Genomic DNA, 15,213 nt, shown 5'->3' with positions numbered 1-15,213 from the left:
AAATCAGTTTCGAATCAAGGAACTCGGGCCGAAAAAGACAGTCCTGGGGCGTTGTCGGAACGGCGCGGCGGGGCCGCATTAGGGCTCCCGGAAGGGGCGTTCCCGGCGACCGCAAACATACACTGTTTCTGTATTTTTGGCCGGTTCCGATGTCAACGGCTGGCGCCCGGGAGCCCGGCCTCGAACCGGCACGGGGCGGGGGCACCCCCGCTGCGCGTGCCCGCCCTGTCCCCTCGTGTGCGCTCAGGCGGCAAGCACCACGAGCCAGGCCGACGCCACCGAGATCGCGGTGAACATCACCATTGCCGAGCCCACGTCCTTTGCCTTTCGCGCCATGTCGCTGCGTTCCGGGCTGATCCGGTTCACGATGGTTTCAATCGCGGTATTGGCCAGCTCTGCCGCCAGCACCAGGAACCCGAGCGCGATGATCAGCGCCCGTTCGCCGCTGCTCATGTGCACCACGAGCGCGAGCGTGACCGAGACCGTCTGCGCCACGGTCCATTGCCGCAGCGACTTCTCGGTGGCCCAAGCGGCGATCCAGCCATTCCACGACCAGGTAGCGGTGTTGTGAAGCCGCCAGAGCTCGGATGAAAGGAAGCGTAGCATTTTCCCCTCCTGATCCTCTGGGCGAAGGGTAAGCGCGCCGGCCGGGGCGGGCCAGAAGTTTCTGCACCGGCGGCGACGGTGTCGCAGGGGCAGCGCGCAGCGGCAGGCCGGAGCTGTGCAGCCGACCCGGCCGCGGGCCGCCGCGGCACTTGATTCGCCCGAAGCCGAGCTCCGGACGGTCCTTTTCGGCACCTTCGGTGCGCGGGGGAACATCTTGCGAAACAAAGAGATTTCCCTTGTTTCCCTGGGGTTTTTCAAGCGGTGAAAATCCTTGCATGAAACAGTCATTCAGGGGTTGCGTTCTGCGCCGGAAAGAACGATTAAGGCGTCGGACCGGTAGCTCAGTGGTAGAGCAGCTGACTCTTAATCAGCGGGTCGAGGGTTCGAAACCCTCCCGGTTCACCAAATCCCCTTTCGTGAAAATCATCGCCGAAAGCCGGAGCCGTGCGGCTTCGGGCCGGAGTTTCGCCGCTCGTGTGGTCGGGCAGGGGGCGTGCACGGACGAGTCCCTGCCGGCGCAATTGCGAGGCCGAAATCTTGGGGTTGCGTTCCGCGCCGGAAAGAACGATTAAGGCGCCGGACCGGTAGCTCAGTGGTAGAGCAGCTGACTCTTAATCAGCGGGTCGAGGGTTCGAAACCCTCCCGGTTCACCAAACTCCCCTTTCTTGAAAATCACGGCCGAAAGGCAACCCCGCGGGGCCGCGGAGTGCCGATCAGCGCTGTGCGGCGGAGGGCGTCGTAGAGCTCAGAACCACTGCACGTCGCCGTCCTCGATCGGGGGGTCGGCCGGGGGGGCGGCGTGCGGCGCGGCGGCAGCCGGGCCGGGCCGGGCGAGAGCATGGATCAGCCCCTGCAGCCGGAGCTGTGACAGCAGCGGCCGCGAGTCGGCCTGCAGCTCCTGCGGGATTTCGCGCGACAGGGCCGCCATCAGCCGCCCGAGATCCTCGAGAGCCTGGGTGATCCGGTCGAGCCGTTGCAGGCCGCGGATCGCCGCCGGGTCGGTATGCTCGGCAAAATGGCACAGCGAAAGGGCGAGCTGCACCTCGCCCGAAAGCTGCGCGAGCCCGTCGAGCTCGGCCGCGATGCGCGCGGCGAGGGAATCGAGTGCAAGCGCACCCGCGACCGAAAACCCGGGATCCGCCGACGGACGCATGGTCACAGCCTTCCCACCACGGCCTCGATGCAGGCGCGCAGCTCGGCAGGCGTGAAGGGTTTCTTCAGGAAGTTGTTCATCCCGAATCTGCGGCCGAGGTCGATCACCGTGCTGTCGGCGCGGCCGGTGATCAGGATGAAGCCGACGCCCTTGGTGCGGGCGTTGGCCCGCAGCGCCTGCAGCAGCTGCAGCCCGTCCATCCCGGGCATGTTGTAATCCGAGATCACCAGATGCGCCGGCGCCGTCTCGATCGTCTGCAGCGCCCCCGGCCCGTCGGTCGCGTGGCCGACCTGGCGAATCCCCATGCCGTCGAGCGCCTGCATGATCAGCCCGCGGCTCGTCGACATGTCGTCCACCACGAGGACACGCAGCTGGTCTCTCAATGCCATTCCGTTTCTCCGTTCGCTGCCGGGCCTTCCGGCAGCCTGTAGGTTGTAAGGCCCGCGGTCTCGAGCCGGCTCTCGGCGCGGGTGATCCGTTCCGAATGGCCGACGAAGATCCAGCCGCCGGGCTCGAGCAGGTCCTCGAACCGGGCCCAGAGCCGCGCCTGCGCCTCCGGATCGAAGTAGATGACCACGTTGCGGCAGAAGATGATGCTGAAGCGCCCCTTCATCGGCCAGGGGGCGTGCAGGTTCAGCTCGCGGAAGGTGACCATCCGGCGCAGGCTGTCGACCACCTGAAAGCCCGCGGGCACCGGGCGGAAGAAGCGTTCGCGCAGCGCCGGCGGCACGGTGTCGAGCAGGGGCCGGTCATAGATCGCCTCCTGCCCGCAGGCGATCATCCGCGGGTCGATGTCGGTCGCGAGGATGCGGATGTCGAGCGCCTCGAAATCGGGGGCAAGCTCGGCCAGCACCATCGCGATCGAGAACGCCTCCTGGCCGTTCGAGGAGCCGGCCGACCAGATCCGGACCCGCCCGCCGGCCCGCGCCCGGGCGATCAGCGGCGCCAGGGCGTGGCTGCGCAGCAGCTCGAAGTGGTGCTTCTCGCGGAAGAAATGGGTGACGTTGGTGGTGAGGGCCGAGATCATCGCGCTCAGCTCGTCGCCGCCCTTGTCGGAGGTGACGAGCGCCAGATAGCTGCGATAGTCGCTGATGCCGAGACGGCGCAACCGCTTGCCGAGCCGCGACTGCACCATCGCCGCCTTGCCCGGCGCGAGCACGATGCCGGCGCGGCGATGCAGGATGTCGGCGATGGCGTGCAGGTCCGTCTCGGTCGGAAGATCCGGCGCGATCAGGCGGAAGCTGGTCATCTCAGGCCGCCTCGGCCGACTGATCGGGCAGCACCGCGCGCAGATCGAGAACCCGGATCATCCGGCCGTCGACGATGGTCAGCGCCTCGATGAAGCTCTGGTCGCCGTCGGCCACGAGGTCGGGCGGCGGCTGCAGCTCGCTGCGCGGCAGCGACAGGATGTCGGAGACGGCATTGACGAGCAGGCCGGTGGTCTGGCTGCCGACCTGCACGACGATGATCACGTTGCGTGAATCGCCCGGCACCGGCGCCATGCCGAGCCGCACCGAGAGATCGACCACCGGCAGCACCGTGCCGCGCAGGTTGATGACGCCGCGCACATGCGGCGGGGCATGCGGTAAGGGCGTCGCGCGGGTCCAGCCGCGGATCTCGCGCACCGACATGATGTCGACGCTGTATTCCTCGTCGGCGAGGCGGAAGGACAGAAGCTCGACTTCGGCCGAGGGGCTTTCGGGGGTGGACATGGCGGTCATCCTGCAAGGGCGAGTTGGCTGATCCGGGTGCGGCCGGAGGCGGTCTGGACAAGATCGGCGGTGTCGAGGATGAGGGCGATGCGGCCATTGCCGAGGATCGTCGCCGCGGCGACGCCCGGAATGCGGCCATAGGCCTGCTGCAAGCCCTTGATCACCACCTGCCGCTGCTCGTGGATCGCATCGACGATCAGTGCGGCGCGCGAGCCGTCCTCCTGCGCGGTGAGCAGCACGACGGCGCCCTCGTAGGACGGCAGCGGCGCGCGGTAGCCGAGTTCGGCGCCGAGGTCGTAAAGCGGCACGAAGGCGCCGCGCAGATGGATCACGTTGGTCTGCGGCCCGAGCGCGCGGATGTCGCCCGCGGCGAGCGTCGCGGTCTCGAGGATCGAGGAGAGCGGCACCACCAGCGTCTCGTCGGCGACCGAGACCACCATTCCGTCGAGCACGGCAAGCGTCAGCGGCAGCGAGATCGAGAAGCGGGTGCCCGCGCCGGGCGCCGACTGGATCGTGACCCGGCCGCCGAGCGACTGGATCGCCTGCCGCACCACGTCCATGCCGACGCCGCGGCCGGACAGGGCCGAAACCTGGCTCGCCGTCGAGAAGCCGGGCAGGAACAACAGGTTGTCGATTTCCGCATCGGTCAGTGCGGCATCGGCCGGGATCAGGCCGCGGGCCAGCGCGATCTCGCGCACCTTCGGGCGGTTGATGCCGGCGCCGTCATCGGCGACCTCGATCACGATCCGGCCCGAGCGGTGCTGCGCGGTCAGCGAGATCACCCCCTCGGCCGGCTTGCCTGCGGCAAGCCGCAGCTCGGGGGTCTCGAGCCCATGGTCGACGGCGTTGCGGATCATGTGGGTGAGCGGCTCGGCCAGGCGCTCGATCACCGTCTTGTCGACCTCGGTCGTCTCGCCCTCGGCATGCAGGCGCACCTCCTTGCCAACGGCGGCCGAGGCCTCGCGCACGATCCGCGCCATGCGCTGGAACAGCGGCTTGACCGGTTGCGCGCGGATCATCATCACGCTGTCCTGCAGGTCGCGGGTGAGCATCATGAAGGCCTCGAGCCCGGTCATCACCGCCGAATTCGGCGGCAGCCCGGCCTCGGCCACGCTTTGCGCCAGCATCGCCTGGTTGATCACCAGCTCGCCCACCAGGTTCACCAGCCGGTCGATGCGGTCGAGATCGACCCGCACCGTGGCCGAGACCTCGGCCGGCGGCGCGCGCTGCCCGGAGGTCTCGCGCGGCGGCGCAGCGGCCGGCGTGGGGGCGGGCTGCGGGGGCGCGTCAACGATCGCGGCATCGACGGGGGCGGGCGGCACCTGTGGCGCTGTGGGCGCTTCGGCGGCGCAGACGGGGGCACCGGCCGGTGCGGCCGCAGGCGGTTCCGCACCCGTCCCGCTCTCGCGCGCGATCTCGAGCGCGCAGACATCCTCGACGAAATCGAAGACCTCGCGGATTTCCGCCTCGGCGATCTCGCCCGGAAGCGTGATCTGCCAGGCGAGCAGGGCGGCCTCTGGGGGCAGCGCGTCGAGCGGCGGCACCGCGGCGGTGTCGCACGCAACCTCGGCCGAGCCGAGCGCGGCGAGCGCCCGCAGCAGATGCAGCGGCTCGTTGCCCGAGGCATAGAGCGCATCGGTCGGGCGGAAACGGATCACCCAACGCGCCGGCGCGGCGGGCTCGTCGGGGGCATCGAAGTCGAAGGACAGGGCGATCGGCTGAAAATCGAGCGCGATCGGCTGGAAGTCGGGGGTTTCCTCGGCGGTCTCCCCGCCGCCGCCGATCAGCGCTTCGAGCGTGCGCAGCACCTCCTCCGCGCCTTCGGGCGGCGGCGCGCCGTCACGCGCGGTGCGGACATGGTCCTGCAGCAGGTCGGCGGCCTGGAAGAAGCTGCGCACCGCCTCGGGCGTGGCCTCGAGCTGGCCCGAACGCAGCGCGTCGAGCACCGTCTCGTAGCGGTGCGCGAAGGCGACGAGCGCATCGAGCCCGAAGGCCCCGGCACCGCCCTTGATCGAATGCACGGCGCGGAAGACGGTGTTCACCGTCTCGCTGTCGGTGCGGCCATCTTGCAGGAGAACGAGCGAATCCTGCAGGCTTTCCAGAAGTTCCTCGCATTCGACGAAGAATCCTGCCCGGATCTCCGCCATCGGATCGGTTGCCATCGCGCCCTCCCTCAGCCCGCGACCATGTGCAGCGCCTTGACCAGCTTCGGCGGGTCGAAGGGTTTCACGATCCAGCCGGTGGCGCCGGCGGCGCGGGCGCGGGCCTTCAGCTCGGGCGCCGATTCCGTCGTCAGCACCAGGATCGGCGTGGCGCGGTGGCGGTCCTGGCGGCGCACCGCCTCGATGAAGCCGAAGCCGTCGAGGCGCGGCATGTTGATGTCCGAGATGATCGCGTCGGGCTCGATGTCCTTCAGCACTTCGAGCCCCTGCACCCCATCCTCGGCGAGGTGCAGAGTGATCCCGGCCTCGCCAAGCGCGAGGCGCAGCATGTCGCGGATGGTGCGGCTGTCGTCGACGGCAAGCACGGTCAGGGTCATGCGACGCCCTCCGACTGCAATGCGGCGAGCGGCAGGCCGAAGAGGACGAGGGCGTCGTCGAAGGCGGCCGAACGCGGGGCGATGGTCAGCGACAGTCCGGCGGCACGCCAGCTTCGGGCGGCGGCAACCAGGATCTGCAGCCCGAGAGCGCCGAGGTGGGTCACATGGCCGGCGTCGAGCACCAGATCCCGGCCCTCGCAGCCACGGATCTCGGCGCAGGCATGCCCGGCATGCAGCAGGTCGAGCCGGGGGCCGAGCGCAAGAGTGGTCATGCGCCCCCCACGGAAAAGATGGTCAGAAGGCAGCTCACCTGTTCCCCTTTCATTCCAGCATGAAAGAGGCATAGCGCCGAGCGGTTAAGATTGCCTTGACGCCGCCCGGCGTCGCGGGGTCAGCCGCGCCGGGCCTGCAGATAGGCCGCGCAGCCGGCAAGCGCGGCATAGTCGTCCTCGATCACCGCCACCGGGAAGGCGGCGAGGAAGTCGGAAAACCGCCCCTTGTCGTGCAGCGCCGCGGCAAAGCCGGTCTCGGCAAGATGGGGCGCGACGGCGCGGGCGACACCGCCGCACAGGTAGATGCCGGCGAAGGGCAGGTGAATCAGCGCGAGGTCGCCGACGATGCCGGCAAGCAGCCGCACGAAGAGTCGCAGCGTGGCGCGGGCGAGCATGTCGCCGGTCGCGACCGCGGTCACGATCGAGGCGGCATCGCGCGGCGCGCCATGCCCGGTTTCGGCGCGCAGGAAGGCGTGGATCGCCGCGAGGCCGCGCCCGGACAGCGCATCCTCGACCGAGGCGAAACCGTGACCGGCCGCAAGAAACTGCATCAGGCGCAGGTCTTCGTCGCTGCGCACGGGCAAGGTGACATGGCCGCATTCCGACGCCGCGACCAGGCGTCCGCCGGGCGTTTCATGCACCGGCGCGGCATTGAAGCCGGTGCCGATGCCGATCACCAGGGCGCTTGCGCCGGCTGCGGCGGGGGCGCCGGGCAGGATCTGGCGCAGCGCCCCGGGGGCAAGGGTGCCAAGCGCGTGGCCCTGTGCCTGCAGGTCGTTCAGCACCGCGACGCGCGCGGCGCCGGTGGCCGTCGCGACCGTCTCGGGGGTGATGCGCCAGTCGAGATTGGTCATCACCGCGATCCCGTCGCGCACCGGCCCCGCGGCTGCGACGCAGGCCCCGGCGACCGGCCCCGCGCCGGCCTCGGCGAGATAGCCCGCAAGGATCGGCCCGAGGGCCGGGTGATGGTCGTTCGGATAGCGGCGGATCGTGTCGGGCAGAAGCCGGCCCTCGCGCGCCAGGGCGACGCGGGTATTGGTGCCGCCGATATCGGCCAGAAGGGTCAGGGACATCTCAGTGCTCCAGCGCCCGCGCCCAGGCGTGCCACGACGCCTTGGGGCTGCGTTTCAGGGTTTCGAAATCGACATGGACGAGGCCGAAGCGCTTGTCATAACCGAGCGCCCATTCGTAATTGTCGAGCAGCGACCAGCTCATGTAGCCCGCCAGCGGCACGCCCTCGGCAATGGCGCGGCGGCAGGCCTCGAGGTGCTCGGCGTAATAGGCGATGCGGCCGGCGTCGGCGCAGGTGCCATCCGCCAGCGCGTCGGGCGCGGCCATGCCGTTCTCGGTGACGTAAAGCGGCAGCGCGCCGGTGTAGTCGCGCGCGACACGGGTGAGGAAGGCGTGCAGCCCCTCGGGATAGATCTCCCAGCCCATGTCGGTCTTCGGCAACGGTCCCTCCACCTCGCGATGCGCCGGCCAGGGGCCGCCGCAGGGGGCGATGCGCTTGCAGGTATAGTAGTTCAGCCCGAACCAGTCGAGCGGCGCGCGGATCGTGGCGAAATCGTCCTGCCAGCCCTCGGGCAGATGCGGGGCAAAGCCGTCGAGCACCTCGTCGGGATAGCGGCCGAGCATCATGCCTTCGACGAAGAAGCGGTTGTAATAGGCGTCGTAGAGGCGCGCGGCAGCTGCGGCCTCGGGGGTGGCATCGGCCGGGTGCGCATATTCGAAATTGCACACCGCGCCGAGATTGCCCATCCCCTCGGCCCGCATCACCGAGATCGCCTGGCCATGCGCCAGCAGCACGTGATGCATCGCCCGCGCCGTCGCGCGGATGTCGCGCAGCCCGGGCGCATGGGCGCCCAGAAAATGGCTCAGCCAGCCCACGCACCAGGGCTCGTTGATCGGCGCGGCGGACCAGATCCGGTCGCCGAGCCGGCGCGCGATCACCTGGGTGAACTCGGCAAACCACTGCGCGACGTCGCGGTTGCGCCAGCCGCCCAGATCGGCAAGCGCCGAGGGCATCTCCCAGTGATAGAGGGTCAGCGCCGGCTTGATGCCGCGCTCGAGCATGCCGTCGACAAGCCGGTCGTAGAAATCGAGCCCCTCGGCATTCACCGCGCCGCGGCCTTCGGGCATCACCCGCGCCCAGGAGGTCGAGAAGCGATAGAGGTCAAAGCCCGCATCGGCCACGAGGTCGAGATCCTCGGCCCAGCGGTGATAATGGTCGCAGGCCACGGCGCCGTTTTCAGCGCGCGCGACATTGCCCGGGGTGGCGGCGAAACTGTCCCAATGCGTCGGGCCCGCGCCGCCGAAGCGGTGCCCCTCGATCTGGTAGGAAGAGGTGGCGGTCCCGAACAGGAAGCCCTCGGGGAAGTCTTTGCGGCCTGGCAGCATCATGTGTCCTTCAGTCGGTCAGGTCGGAGCGGCGCGGGGCCGGGCCGGTCGAGGCGCCGACGACCAGCGTCGCTTCCAGAAGGTCGCTCTCGGGCGCGCCGGCGCCGGTCTCGATCCGGCGCAGCAGCATCGCCGCACAGCGCCGCCCGGCCTCGCGCACCGAGGAGCGGGTGGCGGTGAAGATCGGCTCGTCGGCGCCGTTGCGCAGATAGCCGAGCTCGTCGTCATGGGTGACAATCGAGACGTCGCGGCCCATCCGCATGTCGCGCTCCCACAGCGCGCGCCGCACCCCCATCGCGGAGAGGAACGAGGCGGTGAGGAACGCGGTCGGCGGGTCGGGCAGATCGAGCATGTCGCGCGCCGCGTCATGGCCCTGCGCCTCGGTCATCTCGCCCGCGACCATCAGCGCGGGATCGGCCGCAAGCCCGCGCGCGGCCAGCGCGCGCTCGAACCCATGCCGGCGGCGGGCGGCGAAATCCATCGTCTCGATGCCGTTCACCAGCGCGATGCGGCGATGCCCGAGGTCAAGCAGGAAGCCCGTCGCACGCTCGAAGGCGCGGGTGTTGTTGACGTCGACCCAGGAATAGCCGGGGTCGGCGCCGAGCGAGCGGCCATGCACCACGAAGGGCAGACCGAGCTCCTCAAGCAGCGGCAGCCGTGCGTCATGCACCTTCGGCCCGTGCACGATGATGCCGTCGACATTGCCCTTCGAGTGGACCTCGCGATAGGCGCGCTCCTCGTCGCTGTCGGGCACGATGGTCAGCACCATGTCATAGCCCGCGCGTGCATAGACCTCGCCGGCGCCGGCGATGAAATCGGCAAAGACCGGGTTGACGATCTCGTGCCGGGTCGAGAGCGGGATGATATGGCCGATCGCCATCGCGCGGCCGGTGGCCAGGCGCTTGGCCTGGGTGTTCGGGCGATAGTTGTAATGGCGCGCCGCCTCGGCCACGCGCAGCCGCGTCGCCTCTGACACCTCGGGATAGCCATTCAGCGCGCGGCTGACAGTGGTGGGCGACAGGCCCAGTTCCGCGGCGAGTTGCTTGAGGTTCATCTGCGGGCATCCGTGACAAGTGTGACTCGGTGGCGCGTTGGCATCCAAACCGCTTTGAATGTCCGGCACGTTAGCGCCGGGAGAATGGCGCGTCAATCGGATGCGCGGCCGTCCCTCCGTAATGCTGCAAGTGCACAATAATCCTTGGAATTACAGTGCAATTGCGGCATTTCATTCAGTTGACTTTCATTTCGCGATACCGGAGTTTGCAGCATCCAAAGCGCTTTGGCGTCGAGTCGTCAGACCGGGGCAGGGGGCAGGTTGATCGGCTGGGGCGGAAGCCCGGATTTCGGGAGGAATGCATGAGGAAAAGCCTTTATCTCGGCGTGGCGCTGATCGCGCTGGCCGCCTCGGCCGCCGGCGCGGGCGAACTGAAATTCGCCCCCGGCAAGGACAGCCGCTTCGACTGGGCAAGCTATGACGCGCTGGCGAAGATGGACCTGAAGGGCAAGAAGCTGACGGTGCTCGGCCCCTGGCTCGGCCCCGACCGTGACCTGTTCGAAAGCGTGATCGACTATTTCCGCGCCGCGACCGGGGCGGATGTGGAATATTCGGGCTCCGACAGTTTCGAGCAGCAGATCGTCATCGACGCCGAGGCCGGCAGCCCGCCCGACATCGCGGTCTTCCCGCAGCCGGGCCTTGCCGCCGATCTGGCGAAGAAGGGCCATCTGAAGCCGCTGGCCGATGGCACCGGGCAGTGGATCCGGGACAATTACGCCGCGGGCGACAGCTGGGCCGCCTATGGCAACTATGCCGGGCCGGACGGGCAGCACCACCAATATGCCTTCCCGTTCAAGGCCGACGTGAAATCGCTGGTCTGGTATGTGCCCGAGAACTTCGCCGATGCGGGCTACGAGATCCCGAAGACGATGGAAGAGCTCAAGGCGCTGACCGAGCAGATCGTCAAGGACGGCGGCACGCCCTGGTGCATCGGCATCGGCTCGGGTGGCGCCACCGGCTGGCCCGCGACCGACTGGGTCGAGGACCTGATGCTGCGCCTCAACACGCCGCAGGACTATGACGACTGGGTGTCGAACAAGCTGAAGTTCGACGATCCGAAGGTGGTGGCCGCGATCGAGGATTTCGGCTGGTTCGCGAAGAACGACAGCTTCGTCGCCGGCGGCTCGGGCGCCGTCGCCTCGACCGACTTCCGCGACAGCCCGAAGGGGCTCTTCACCTCGCCGCCGCAGTGCTACATGCACAAGATGGCCTCCTTCATCCCCTCCTTCTTCCCCGAAGGCACGGTGATCGGCGAGGATGCCGACTTCTTCTACTTCCCGGCCTATGCCGAGAAGGATCTGGGCCAGCCGGTGCTGGGCGCGGGCACGGTCTTCGCCAAGCTCAGCGACAACCCGGTGGGCGACGCCTTCATCACCTTCCTCGAAAGCCCGATCGCGCATGAGGTCTGGATGGCGCAGACCGGCTTCGTCACGCCCTACAAGGGGGTGAACACCGATCTTTACGGCGACCCGACGCTGAAGAAGATGGGCGACATCCTCTTGGGCGCCACCACCTTCCGCTTCGACGGCTCCGACCTGATGCCCGGCGCGATCGGCGCGGGGGCGTTCTGGACCGGCATGGTCGACTATGTCGGCGGCAAGTCGGCCGCGGATGTGGCGGGCGCGATCCAGGCGACCTGGAACACGCTGAAGTAAGCACGTCGGCCCCGCCGCGGTGCCGGCGGGGTCTTGCCCTTCGGGGGCGGGAGGATTGATGGAACAGCTCAGCTATGCCGCGGGCACGATTGTCACCGGCGTCTTCGGCTGCGTCGCCTGGTTCTGGGGATCGAACCTGATCCTCGACTGGGTCTGGCCGTCGCGCGGGCCGCATGCCGGCCGCAATATCCTGCGCGCGAACATGGTGCGGCCCTGGCTTTTCATCGGGCCGGCGATCCTGTTCCTTGCGGTCTACCTCGTCTATCCGGTCTTCGACTCGATCTGGCGCAGCCTGCATGACGCCGGCGGGCGGACCTGGGTCGGGCTCGGCAATTACCGCTGGCTGGCAGCAGATGCGAAGTTCCGCGAGTCGATCCTGAACAACCTGCTGTGGCTTCTGGTGGTGCCCGCCGCCTCGACCTTCTTCGGCCTGCTTGCGGCGCAGCTCACCGACCGCATCCGCTGGGGCAATGTCGCGAAATCCTTCATCTTCATGCCGATGGCGATTTCCTTCGTCGGGGCCGGGGTGATCTGGAAGTTCATCTACGACTACCGCGCCGAGGGGCAGGAACAGATCGGCCTGCTGAACGCGGTCTGGACCGCGCTCGGCCATCCGCCCGAGACCTGGCTGACGATCCCGTTCTGGAACAACTTCTTCCTGATGGCGGTGCTGATCTGGATCCAGACCGGCTTTGCCATGGTGATCCTCTCGGCCGCATTGCGCGGCATCCCCGAAGAGACGATCGAGGCCGCGATCCTCGATGGCGCGAACCCGTGGCAGCTCTTCTTCCGGATCAAGGTGCCGCAGATCTGGGGCACGATCGCGGTCGTCTGGACCACGATCACCATCACCGTGCTGAAGATCTTCGACATCGTCTTCGTGATGACGAACGGGCAATGGGGCACGCAGGTGTTGGCGAACCTGATGTATGACTGGATGTTCCGCGGCGCGCCCGATTACGGCCGCGGCTCGGCGATTGCGCTGGTCATCATGGCGCTCGTCACGCCGATCATGGTGTGGAACATCCGCAACGCGCGCCGGGAGATGATGTGATGAGCCAGATCGCCGGAACCCGCGCGCGTCTTGTCTGGGCGGTGAACCTCGCCGCGCTGCTGCTGGTGCTGCTGTGGACGGTGCCGACCTTCGGCCTGCTTGTCTCTTCCTTCCGCGACCGCGACCAGATCGCGGCCTCGGGCTGGTGGAAGGCGGCCCTTCCCTCGACCGCCTCGGCCTTCGTGCGGGCGGGCGAGGCGGAGAGTGCCGTGCAGGAGGGTGAGACCTGGGTGATCTCGGGCACTGTCCTTGACCAGGGCCAGCGGCTTGACGCTTGGGGGATCACCTCGCGCGCCCCCGAGGCCTATCGCCCGGGCGAGACCGCTGCGCTGAAGGACGGGCAAAGCCTGACCGTCGCCGCCGATGGCAGCTATCGGCTGAGCTCACCCACCGCGTTTGCCGACGGGCGGGGGATGCGGATCTTCGTCACCACCACCGTGCCGCCGCGCGTCACCACGGAAAACTACGTCCGGGTGATCGGCGCCGAGGGGCTGGGACAGGCCTTCCTCAACACGATGACGGTGACGATTCCGGCAACCGTGATCCCGATCCTGATCGCGGCCTTCGCGGCCTATGCGCTCGCCTGGATGGAGTTTCCGGGGCGCGCGCTGCTGATCGCCGCGGTGGTGGGGCTTCTGGTCGTGCCGCTGCAGCTCGCCCTGATCCCGCTTCTGAAGCTGCACAACGACATCGGCATCGGCAAGGGCTATATGGGGATTTGGCTCGCGCATACGGGCTTCGGCCTGCCGCTCGCCATCTACCTGTTGCGCAACTACATGGTCGGCCTGCCGCGCGAGATCATCGAGAGCGCCCGCGTCGACGGCGCGACCGAGTTCCAGATCTTCCGCCGCATCATCCTGCCGCTGTCCTTCCCGGCGCTTGCCTCCTTCGCGATCTTCCAGTTCCTCTGGGTCTGGAACGACCTGCTCGTCGCCACCGTCTTCCTCGGCAACCGCCACGACCAGCTGGTGATGACCGGCGTCCTGCGCGAGCTGATGGGCTCGCACGGGGGCGATTGGGAAATTCTCGCGGCCTCCGCCTTCGTGTCGATCTCGGTGCCGCTCCTCGTCTTCTTTGCAATGCAGAAATACCTCGTGCGCGGCCTTTTGGCCGGCTCGGTGAAAGGTGGCTGAATGACCATGATGAAAAAGGATGCCGACTGGTGGCGCGGCGCGGTGATCTATCAGATCTATCCGCGCAGTTTCCAGGACACGAACGGTGACGGGGTGGGCGATCTGCTGGGCATCGTGCGCCGGCTGCCCTATGTGGCCTCGCTTGGCGCCGATGCGATCTGGATCTCGCCGTTCTTCACCTCGCCGATGAAGGATTTCGGCTATGACGTCAGCAACTATTGCGACGTCGATCCGATGTTCGGCGGTCTTGCCGATTTCGACCAGGTGATTGCCACCGCGCATGCGCTTGGGCTGAAGGTGATGATCGACCTGGTGCTGAGCCATACCTCGGACGTGCATCCCTGGTTCCAGGAAAGCCGGGCGGGGCGCGACAATGCGAAGGCCGACTGGTATGTCTGGGCCGATCCGAAACCCGACGGCACGGCGCCGAACAACTGGCTGTCGATCTTTGGCGGCCCGGCCTGGCAATGGGACGCCCGGCGCGAGCAGTATTACCTGCACAACTTCCTCGTCAGCCAGCCGGACCTGAACTTCCATTGCCCGGCGGTGCAGGAGGCGCTGCTGGACGTGGCGCGGTTCTGGCTTGAACGTGGAGTCGATGGCTTCCGCCTCGACACGATCAACTTCTACATGCATGACGAAGCGTTGCGCGACAACCCGCCGCTGCCGGTCGAGGAGCGCAACGACAGCACCGCGCCAAAGGTGAACCCCTACAATCACCAGCGCCACATCTACGACAAGAACCACCCGAAGAACATTGAATTCCTGAAGAAACTTCGGGCGGTGATGGAGCCCTACAAGGCCGCCGCCGTGGGCGAGATCGGCGACAGCCAGCGCGGGCTCGAGATCCTCGGCGAATATACCGCGGATGGCGTCGGTGTGCAGATGTCCTATGCCTTCGAGCTGCTGTCGGGGCACGAGCCGCTCAGCGCCGCCTATATCGCCGCGGTCTTCCGCAAGGTCGATGCGGTCGCGCCGCGGGGCTGGGCCTGCTGGGCCTATTCCAACCACGACGTCGTGCGCCACATCAGCCGCTGGGGTCTTTCTGCCGCCGCTGCAAAGGTTTACGCGACGCTTCTGATGTGTCTGCGGGGCTCGGTCTGCCTCTATCAGGGCGAGGAGCTGGGCCTGCCCGAGGCCGAGATCGCCTTCGAGGACCTGCAAGACCCCTACGGCAAGGAGTTCTGGCCCGAATTCAAGGGCCGCGACGGCTGCCGCACGCCGATGGTCTGGGAGAAGGACGCCGTCTATGCCGGGTTCTCGAGTGCCAAGCCCTGGCTGCCGATCTCCTCGGTGCAGTCGGCGCTGGCCGTCGATGCCGCCGAGGCCGATCCCGCTGCGTTGCTGCACCATTACCGCCGCGCCATCGCATTTCGCAAGAATCACAATGCTTTGCGCGCGGGTCTTATGACGGAGATCGAGGCCAGGGACGGGGTGCTGCGGTTCCGCCGGGTGGCGGAGGACGAGACCATCCTGTGCGTCTTCAACCTGACCGATGCGCCGGTCGACACCGATCTGCCGCCCGGGGACTGGGTGACGCTCGCGGGCGAGCTCGGCTCGATCCGGCCCACCGCGGACAACCATCTTCAGCTCGGCTCCTGGCAGTCGAGCATCCTGCGTCTGAACAGCGGAGCGTGA

General features: G+C 67.9%; 15 protein-coding genes and 2 tRNA genes. 6 read left to right on the top strand and 11 right to left on the bottom strand.

The genetic code is table 11. The features are described from left to right. Window positions 1-243 precede the first annotated feature (243 nt). Window positions 244-606 carry a diacylglycerol kinase gene (locus EOW66_RS15650; RefSeq protein WP_128157223.1) on the bottom strand — a complete coding sequence of 121 codons (363 nt, stop codon included), beginning with the start codon at window positions 604-606 and terminating at the stop codon, window positions 244-246. A 330-nt stretch (window positions 607-936) separates the two neighbouring features. Between EOW66_RS15650 and EOW66_RS15645 the strand changes: the two genes are divergently transcribed. After that, window positions 937-1,011, top strand: a tRNA-Lys gene (locus EOW66_RS15645). A 173-nt stretch (window positions 1,012-1,184) separates the two neighbouring features. Then, window positions 1,185-1,259: transfer RNA gene (locus EOW66_RS15640), tRNA-Lys, on the top strand. A 92-nt stretch (window positions 1,260-1,351) separates the two neighbouring features. On the opposite strand, the gene EOW66_RS15635 is transcribed toward EOW66_RS15640, so the two are convergent. The 10 genes from EOW66_RS15635 to EOW66_RS15590 form a co-directional block, all read right to left on the bottom strand. Further along, window positions 1,352-1,759, bottom strand: a complete 408-nt coding sequence (locus EOW66_RS15635) for a hypothetical protein (protein ID WP_164881151.1) — start codon at window positions 1,757-1,759, stop codon at window positions 1,352-1,354. 2 nt (window positions 1,760-1,761) lie between these two features. Continuing rightward, window positions 1,762-2,148, bottom strand: a complete 387-nt coding sequence (locus EOW66_RS15630) for a response regulator (RefSeq protein ID WP_113898754.1) — start codon at window positions 2,146-2,148, stop codon at window positions 1,762-1,764. Next, a complete protein-coding gene (locus tag EOW66_RS15625; RefSeq protein ID WP_128157221.1) occupies window positions 2,139-3,008 on the bottom strand; it encodes a CheR family methyltransferase in 870 nt (289 codons plus the stop codon). Before EOW66_RS15625 ends, EOW66_RS15630 begins: the two co-directional genes overlap by 10 nt. A gap of 1 nt (window position 3,009) precedes the next feature. Beyond that, the gene (locus EOW66_RS15620; protein ID WP_239017607.1) at window positions 3,010-3,471 is read right to left on the bottom strand and encodes a chemotaxis protein CheW; all 462 of its coding nucleotides are present in this window, start codon (window positions 3,469-3,471) and stop codon (window positions 3,010-3,012) included. A gap of 5 nt (window positions 3,472-3,476) precedes the next feature. Continuing rightward, entirely contained in the window at window positions 3,477-5,633 is a 2,157-nt protein-coding gene (locus tag EOW66_RS15615) for a chemotaxis protein CheA (protein WP_128157219.1), read from the bottom strand. Window positions 5,634-5,644: 11 nt separating this feature from the next. Further along, on the bottom strand, window positions 5,645-6,010 hold the full coding sequence (locus EOW66_RS15610; RefSeq protein WP_113898750.1) for a response regulator: 366 nt from the start codon (window positions 6,008-6,010) through the stop codon (window positions 5,645-5,647). Further along, window positions 6,007-6,282, bottom strand: a complete 276-nt coding sequence (locus EOW66_RS15605; protein WP_128157218.1) for an STAS domain-containing protein — start codon at window positions 6,280-6,282, stop codon at window positions 6,007-6,009. The genes EOW66_RS15610 and EOW66_RS15605 overlap by 4 nt, the downstream gene beginning before the upstream one ends. A 119-nt stretch (window positions 6,283-6,401) precedes the next feature. Continuing rightward, window positions 6,402-7,355: a glucokinase gene (locus EOW66_RS15600; RefSeq protein WP_128157217.1), complete on the bottom strand. Its 954-nt coding sequence runs from the start codon at window positions 7,353-7,355 to the stop codon at window positions 6,402-6,404. Window position 7,356: 1 nt separating this feature from the next. Next, window positions 7,357-8,679: a GH1 family beta-glucosidase gene (locus EOW66_RS15595; protein WP_128157216.1), complete on the bottom strand. Its 1,323-nt coding sequence runs from the start codon at window positions 8,677-8,679 to the stop codon at window positions 7,357-7,359. A 10-nt stretch (window positions 8,680-8,689) separates the two neighbouring features. Then, window positions 8,690-9,733: a LacI family DNA-binding transcriptional regulator gene (locus EOW66_RS15590; protein ID WP_128157215.1), complete on the bottom strand. Its 1,044-nt coding sequence runs from the start codon at window positions 9,731-9,733 to the stop codon at window positions 8,690-8,692. A gap of 302 nt (window positions 9,734-10,035) precedes the next feature. Here EOW66_RS15590 and EOW66_RS15585 point away from each other — a divergent pair, with 302 nt between their 5' ends. From EOW66_RS15585 to EOW66_RS15570, 4 genes are read left to right on the top strand one after another with little or no spacing between them, the layout of a single operon-like run. Next, on the top strand, window positions 10,036-11,388 hold the full coding sequence (locus EOW66_RS15585) for an ABC transporter substrate-binding protein (RefSeq protein WP_128157214.1): 1,353 nt from the start codon (window positions 10,036-10,038) through the stop codon (window positions 11,386-11,388). Window positions 11,389-11,446: 58 nt separating this feature from the next. Next, window positions 11,447-12,442 (top strand): carbohydrate ABC transporter permease, encoded by a 996-nt coding sequence (locus EOW66_RS15580; RefSeq protein WP_128157213.1) that lies wholly within the window; start codon window positions 11,447-11,449, stop codon window positions 12,440-12,442. Beyond that, window positions 12,442-13,575, top strand: a complete 1,134-nt coding sequence (locus EOW66_RS15575) for a carbohydrate ABC transporter permease (RefSeq protein ID WP_128157212.1) — start codon at window positions 12,442-12,444, stop codon at window positions 13,573-13,575. Before EOW66_RS15580 ends, EOW66_RS15575 begins: the two co-directional genes overlap by 1 nt. Beyond that, on the top strand, window positions 13,576-15,213 hold the full coding sequence (locus EOW66_RS15570; protein ID WP_206363716.1) for an alpha-glucosidase family protein: 1,638 nt from the start codon (window positions 13,576-13,578) through the stop codon (window positions 15,211-15,213). It abuts the gene before it with no gap.

It is taken from the genome of Paenirhodobacter huangdaonensis (assembly GCF_004022465.1).
Classification (GTDB): Bacteria; Pseudomonadota; Alphaproteobacteria; order Rhodobacterales; family Rhodobacteraceae; genus Rhodobacter; species Rhodobacter huangdaonensis.
This window is presented reverse-complemented; position numbering and strand designations above follow the sequence as displayed.

Bases quoted from the DNA above. Each gene is read 5' to 3' on its own strand.
- EOW66_RS15580 (WP_128157213.1), top strand. From the start codon at position 11,447: ATGGAACAGCTCAGCTATGCCGCGGGCACGATTGTCACCGGCGTCTTC.
- EOW66_RS15625 (WP_128157221.1), bottom strand. From the start codon at position 3,008: ATGACCAGCTTCCGCCTGATCGCGCCGGATCTTCCGACCGAGACGGAC.
- EOW66_RS15575 (WP_128157212.1), top strand. From the start codon at position 12,442: ATGAGCCAGATCGCCGGAACCCGCGCGCGTCTTGTCTGGGCGGTGAAC.
- EOW66_RS15590 (WP_128157215.1), bottom strand. From the start codon at position 9,733: ATGAACCTCAAGCAACTCGCCGCGGAACTGGGCCTGTCGCCCACCACT.
- EOW66_RS15620 (WP_239017607.1), bottom strand. From the start codon at position 3,471: ATGTCCACCCCCGAAAGCCCCTCGGCCGAAGTCGAGCTTCTGTCCTTC.
- EOW66_RS15610 (WP_113898750.1), bottom strand. From the start codon at position 6,010: ATGACCCTGACCGTGCTTGCCGTCGACGACAGCCGCACCATCCGCGAC.
- EOW66_RS15635 (WP_164881151.1), bottom strand. From the start codon at position 1,759: ATGCGTCCGTCGGCGGATCCCGGGTTTTCGGTCGCGGGTGCGCTTGCA.
- EOW66_RS15585 (WP_128157214.1), top strand. From the start codon at position 10,036: ATGAGGAAAAGCCTTTATCTCGGCGTGGCGCTGATCGCGCTGGCCGCC.
- EOW66_RS15570 (WP_206363716.1), top strand. From the start codon at position 13,576: ATGACCATGATGAAAAAGGATGCCGACTGGTGGCGCGGCGCGGTGATC.
- EOW66_RS15630 (WP_113898754.1), bottom strand. From the start codon at position 2,148: ATGGCATTGAGAGACCAGCTGCGTGTCCTCGTGGTGGACGACATGTCG.
- EOW66_RS15595 (WP_128157216.1), bottom strand. From the start codon at position 8,679: ATGCTGCCAGGCCGCAAAGACTTCCCCGAGGGCTTCCTGTTCGGGACC.
- EOW66_RS15615 (WP_128157219.1), bottom strand. From the start codon at position 5,633: ATGGCAACCGATCCGATGGCGGAGATCCGGGCAGGATTCTTCGTCGAA.
- EOW66_RS15650 (WP_128157223.1), bottom strand. From the start codon at position 606: ATGCTACGCTTCCTTTCATCCGAGCTCTGGCGGCTTCACAACACCGCT.
- EOW66_RS15605 (WP_128157218.1), bottom strand. From the start codon at position 6,282: ATGACCACTCTTGCGCTCGGCCCCCGGCTCGACCTGCTGCATGCCGGG.
- EOW66_RS15600 (WP_128157217.1), bottom strand. From the start codon at position 7,355: ATGTCCCTGACCCTTCTGGCCGATATCGGCGGCACCAATACCCGCGTC.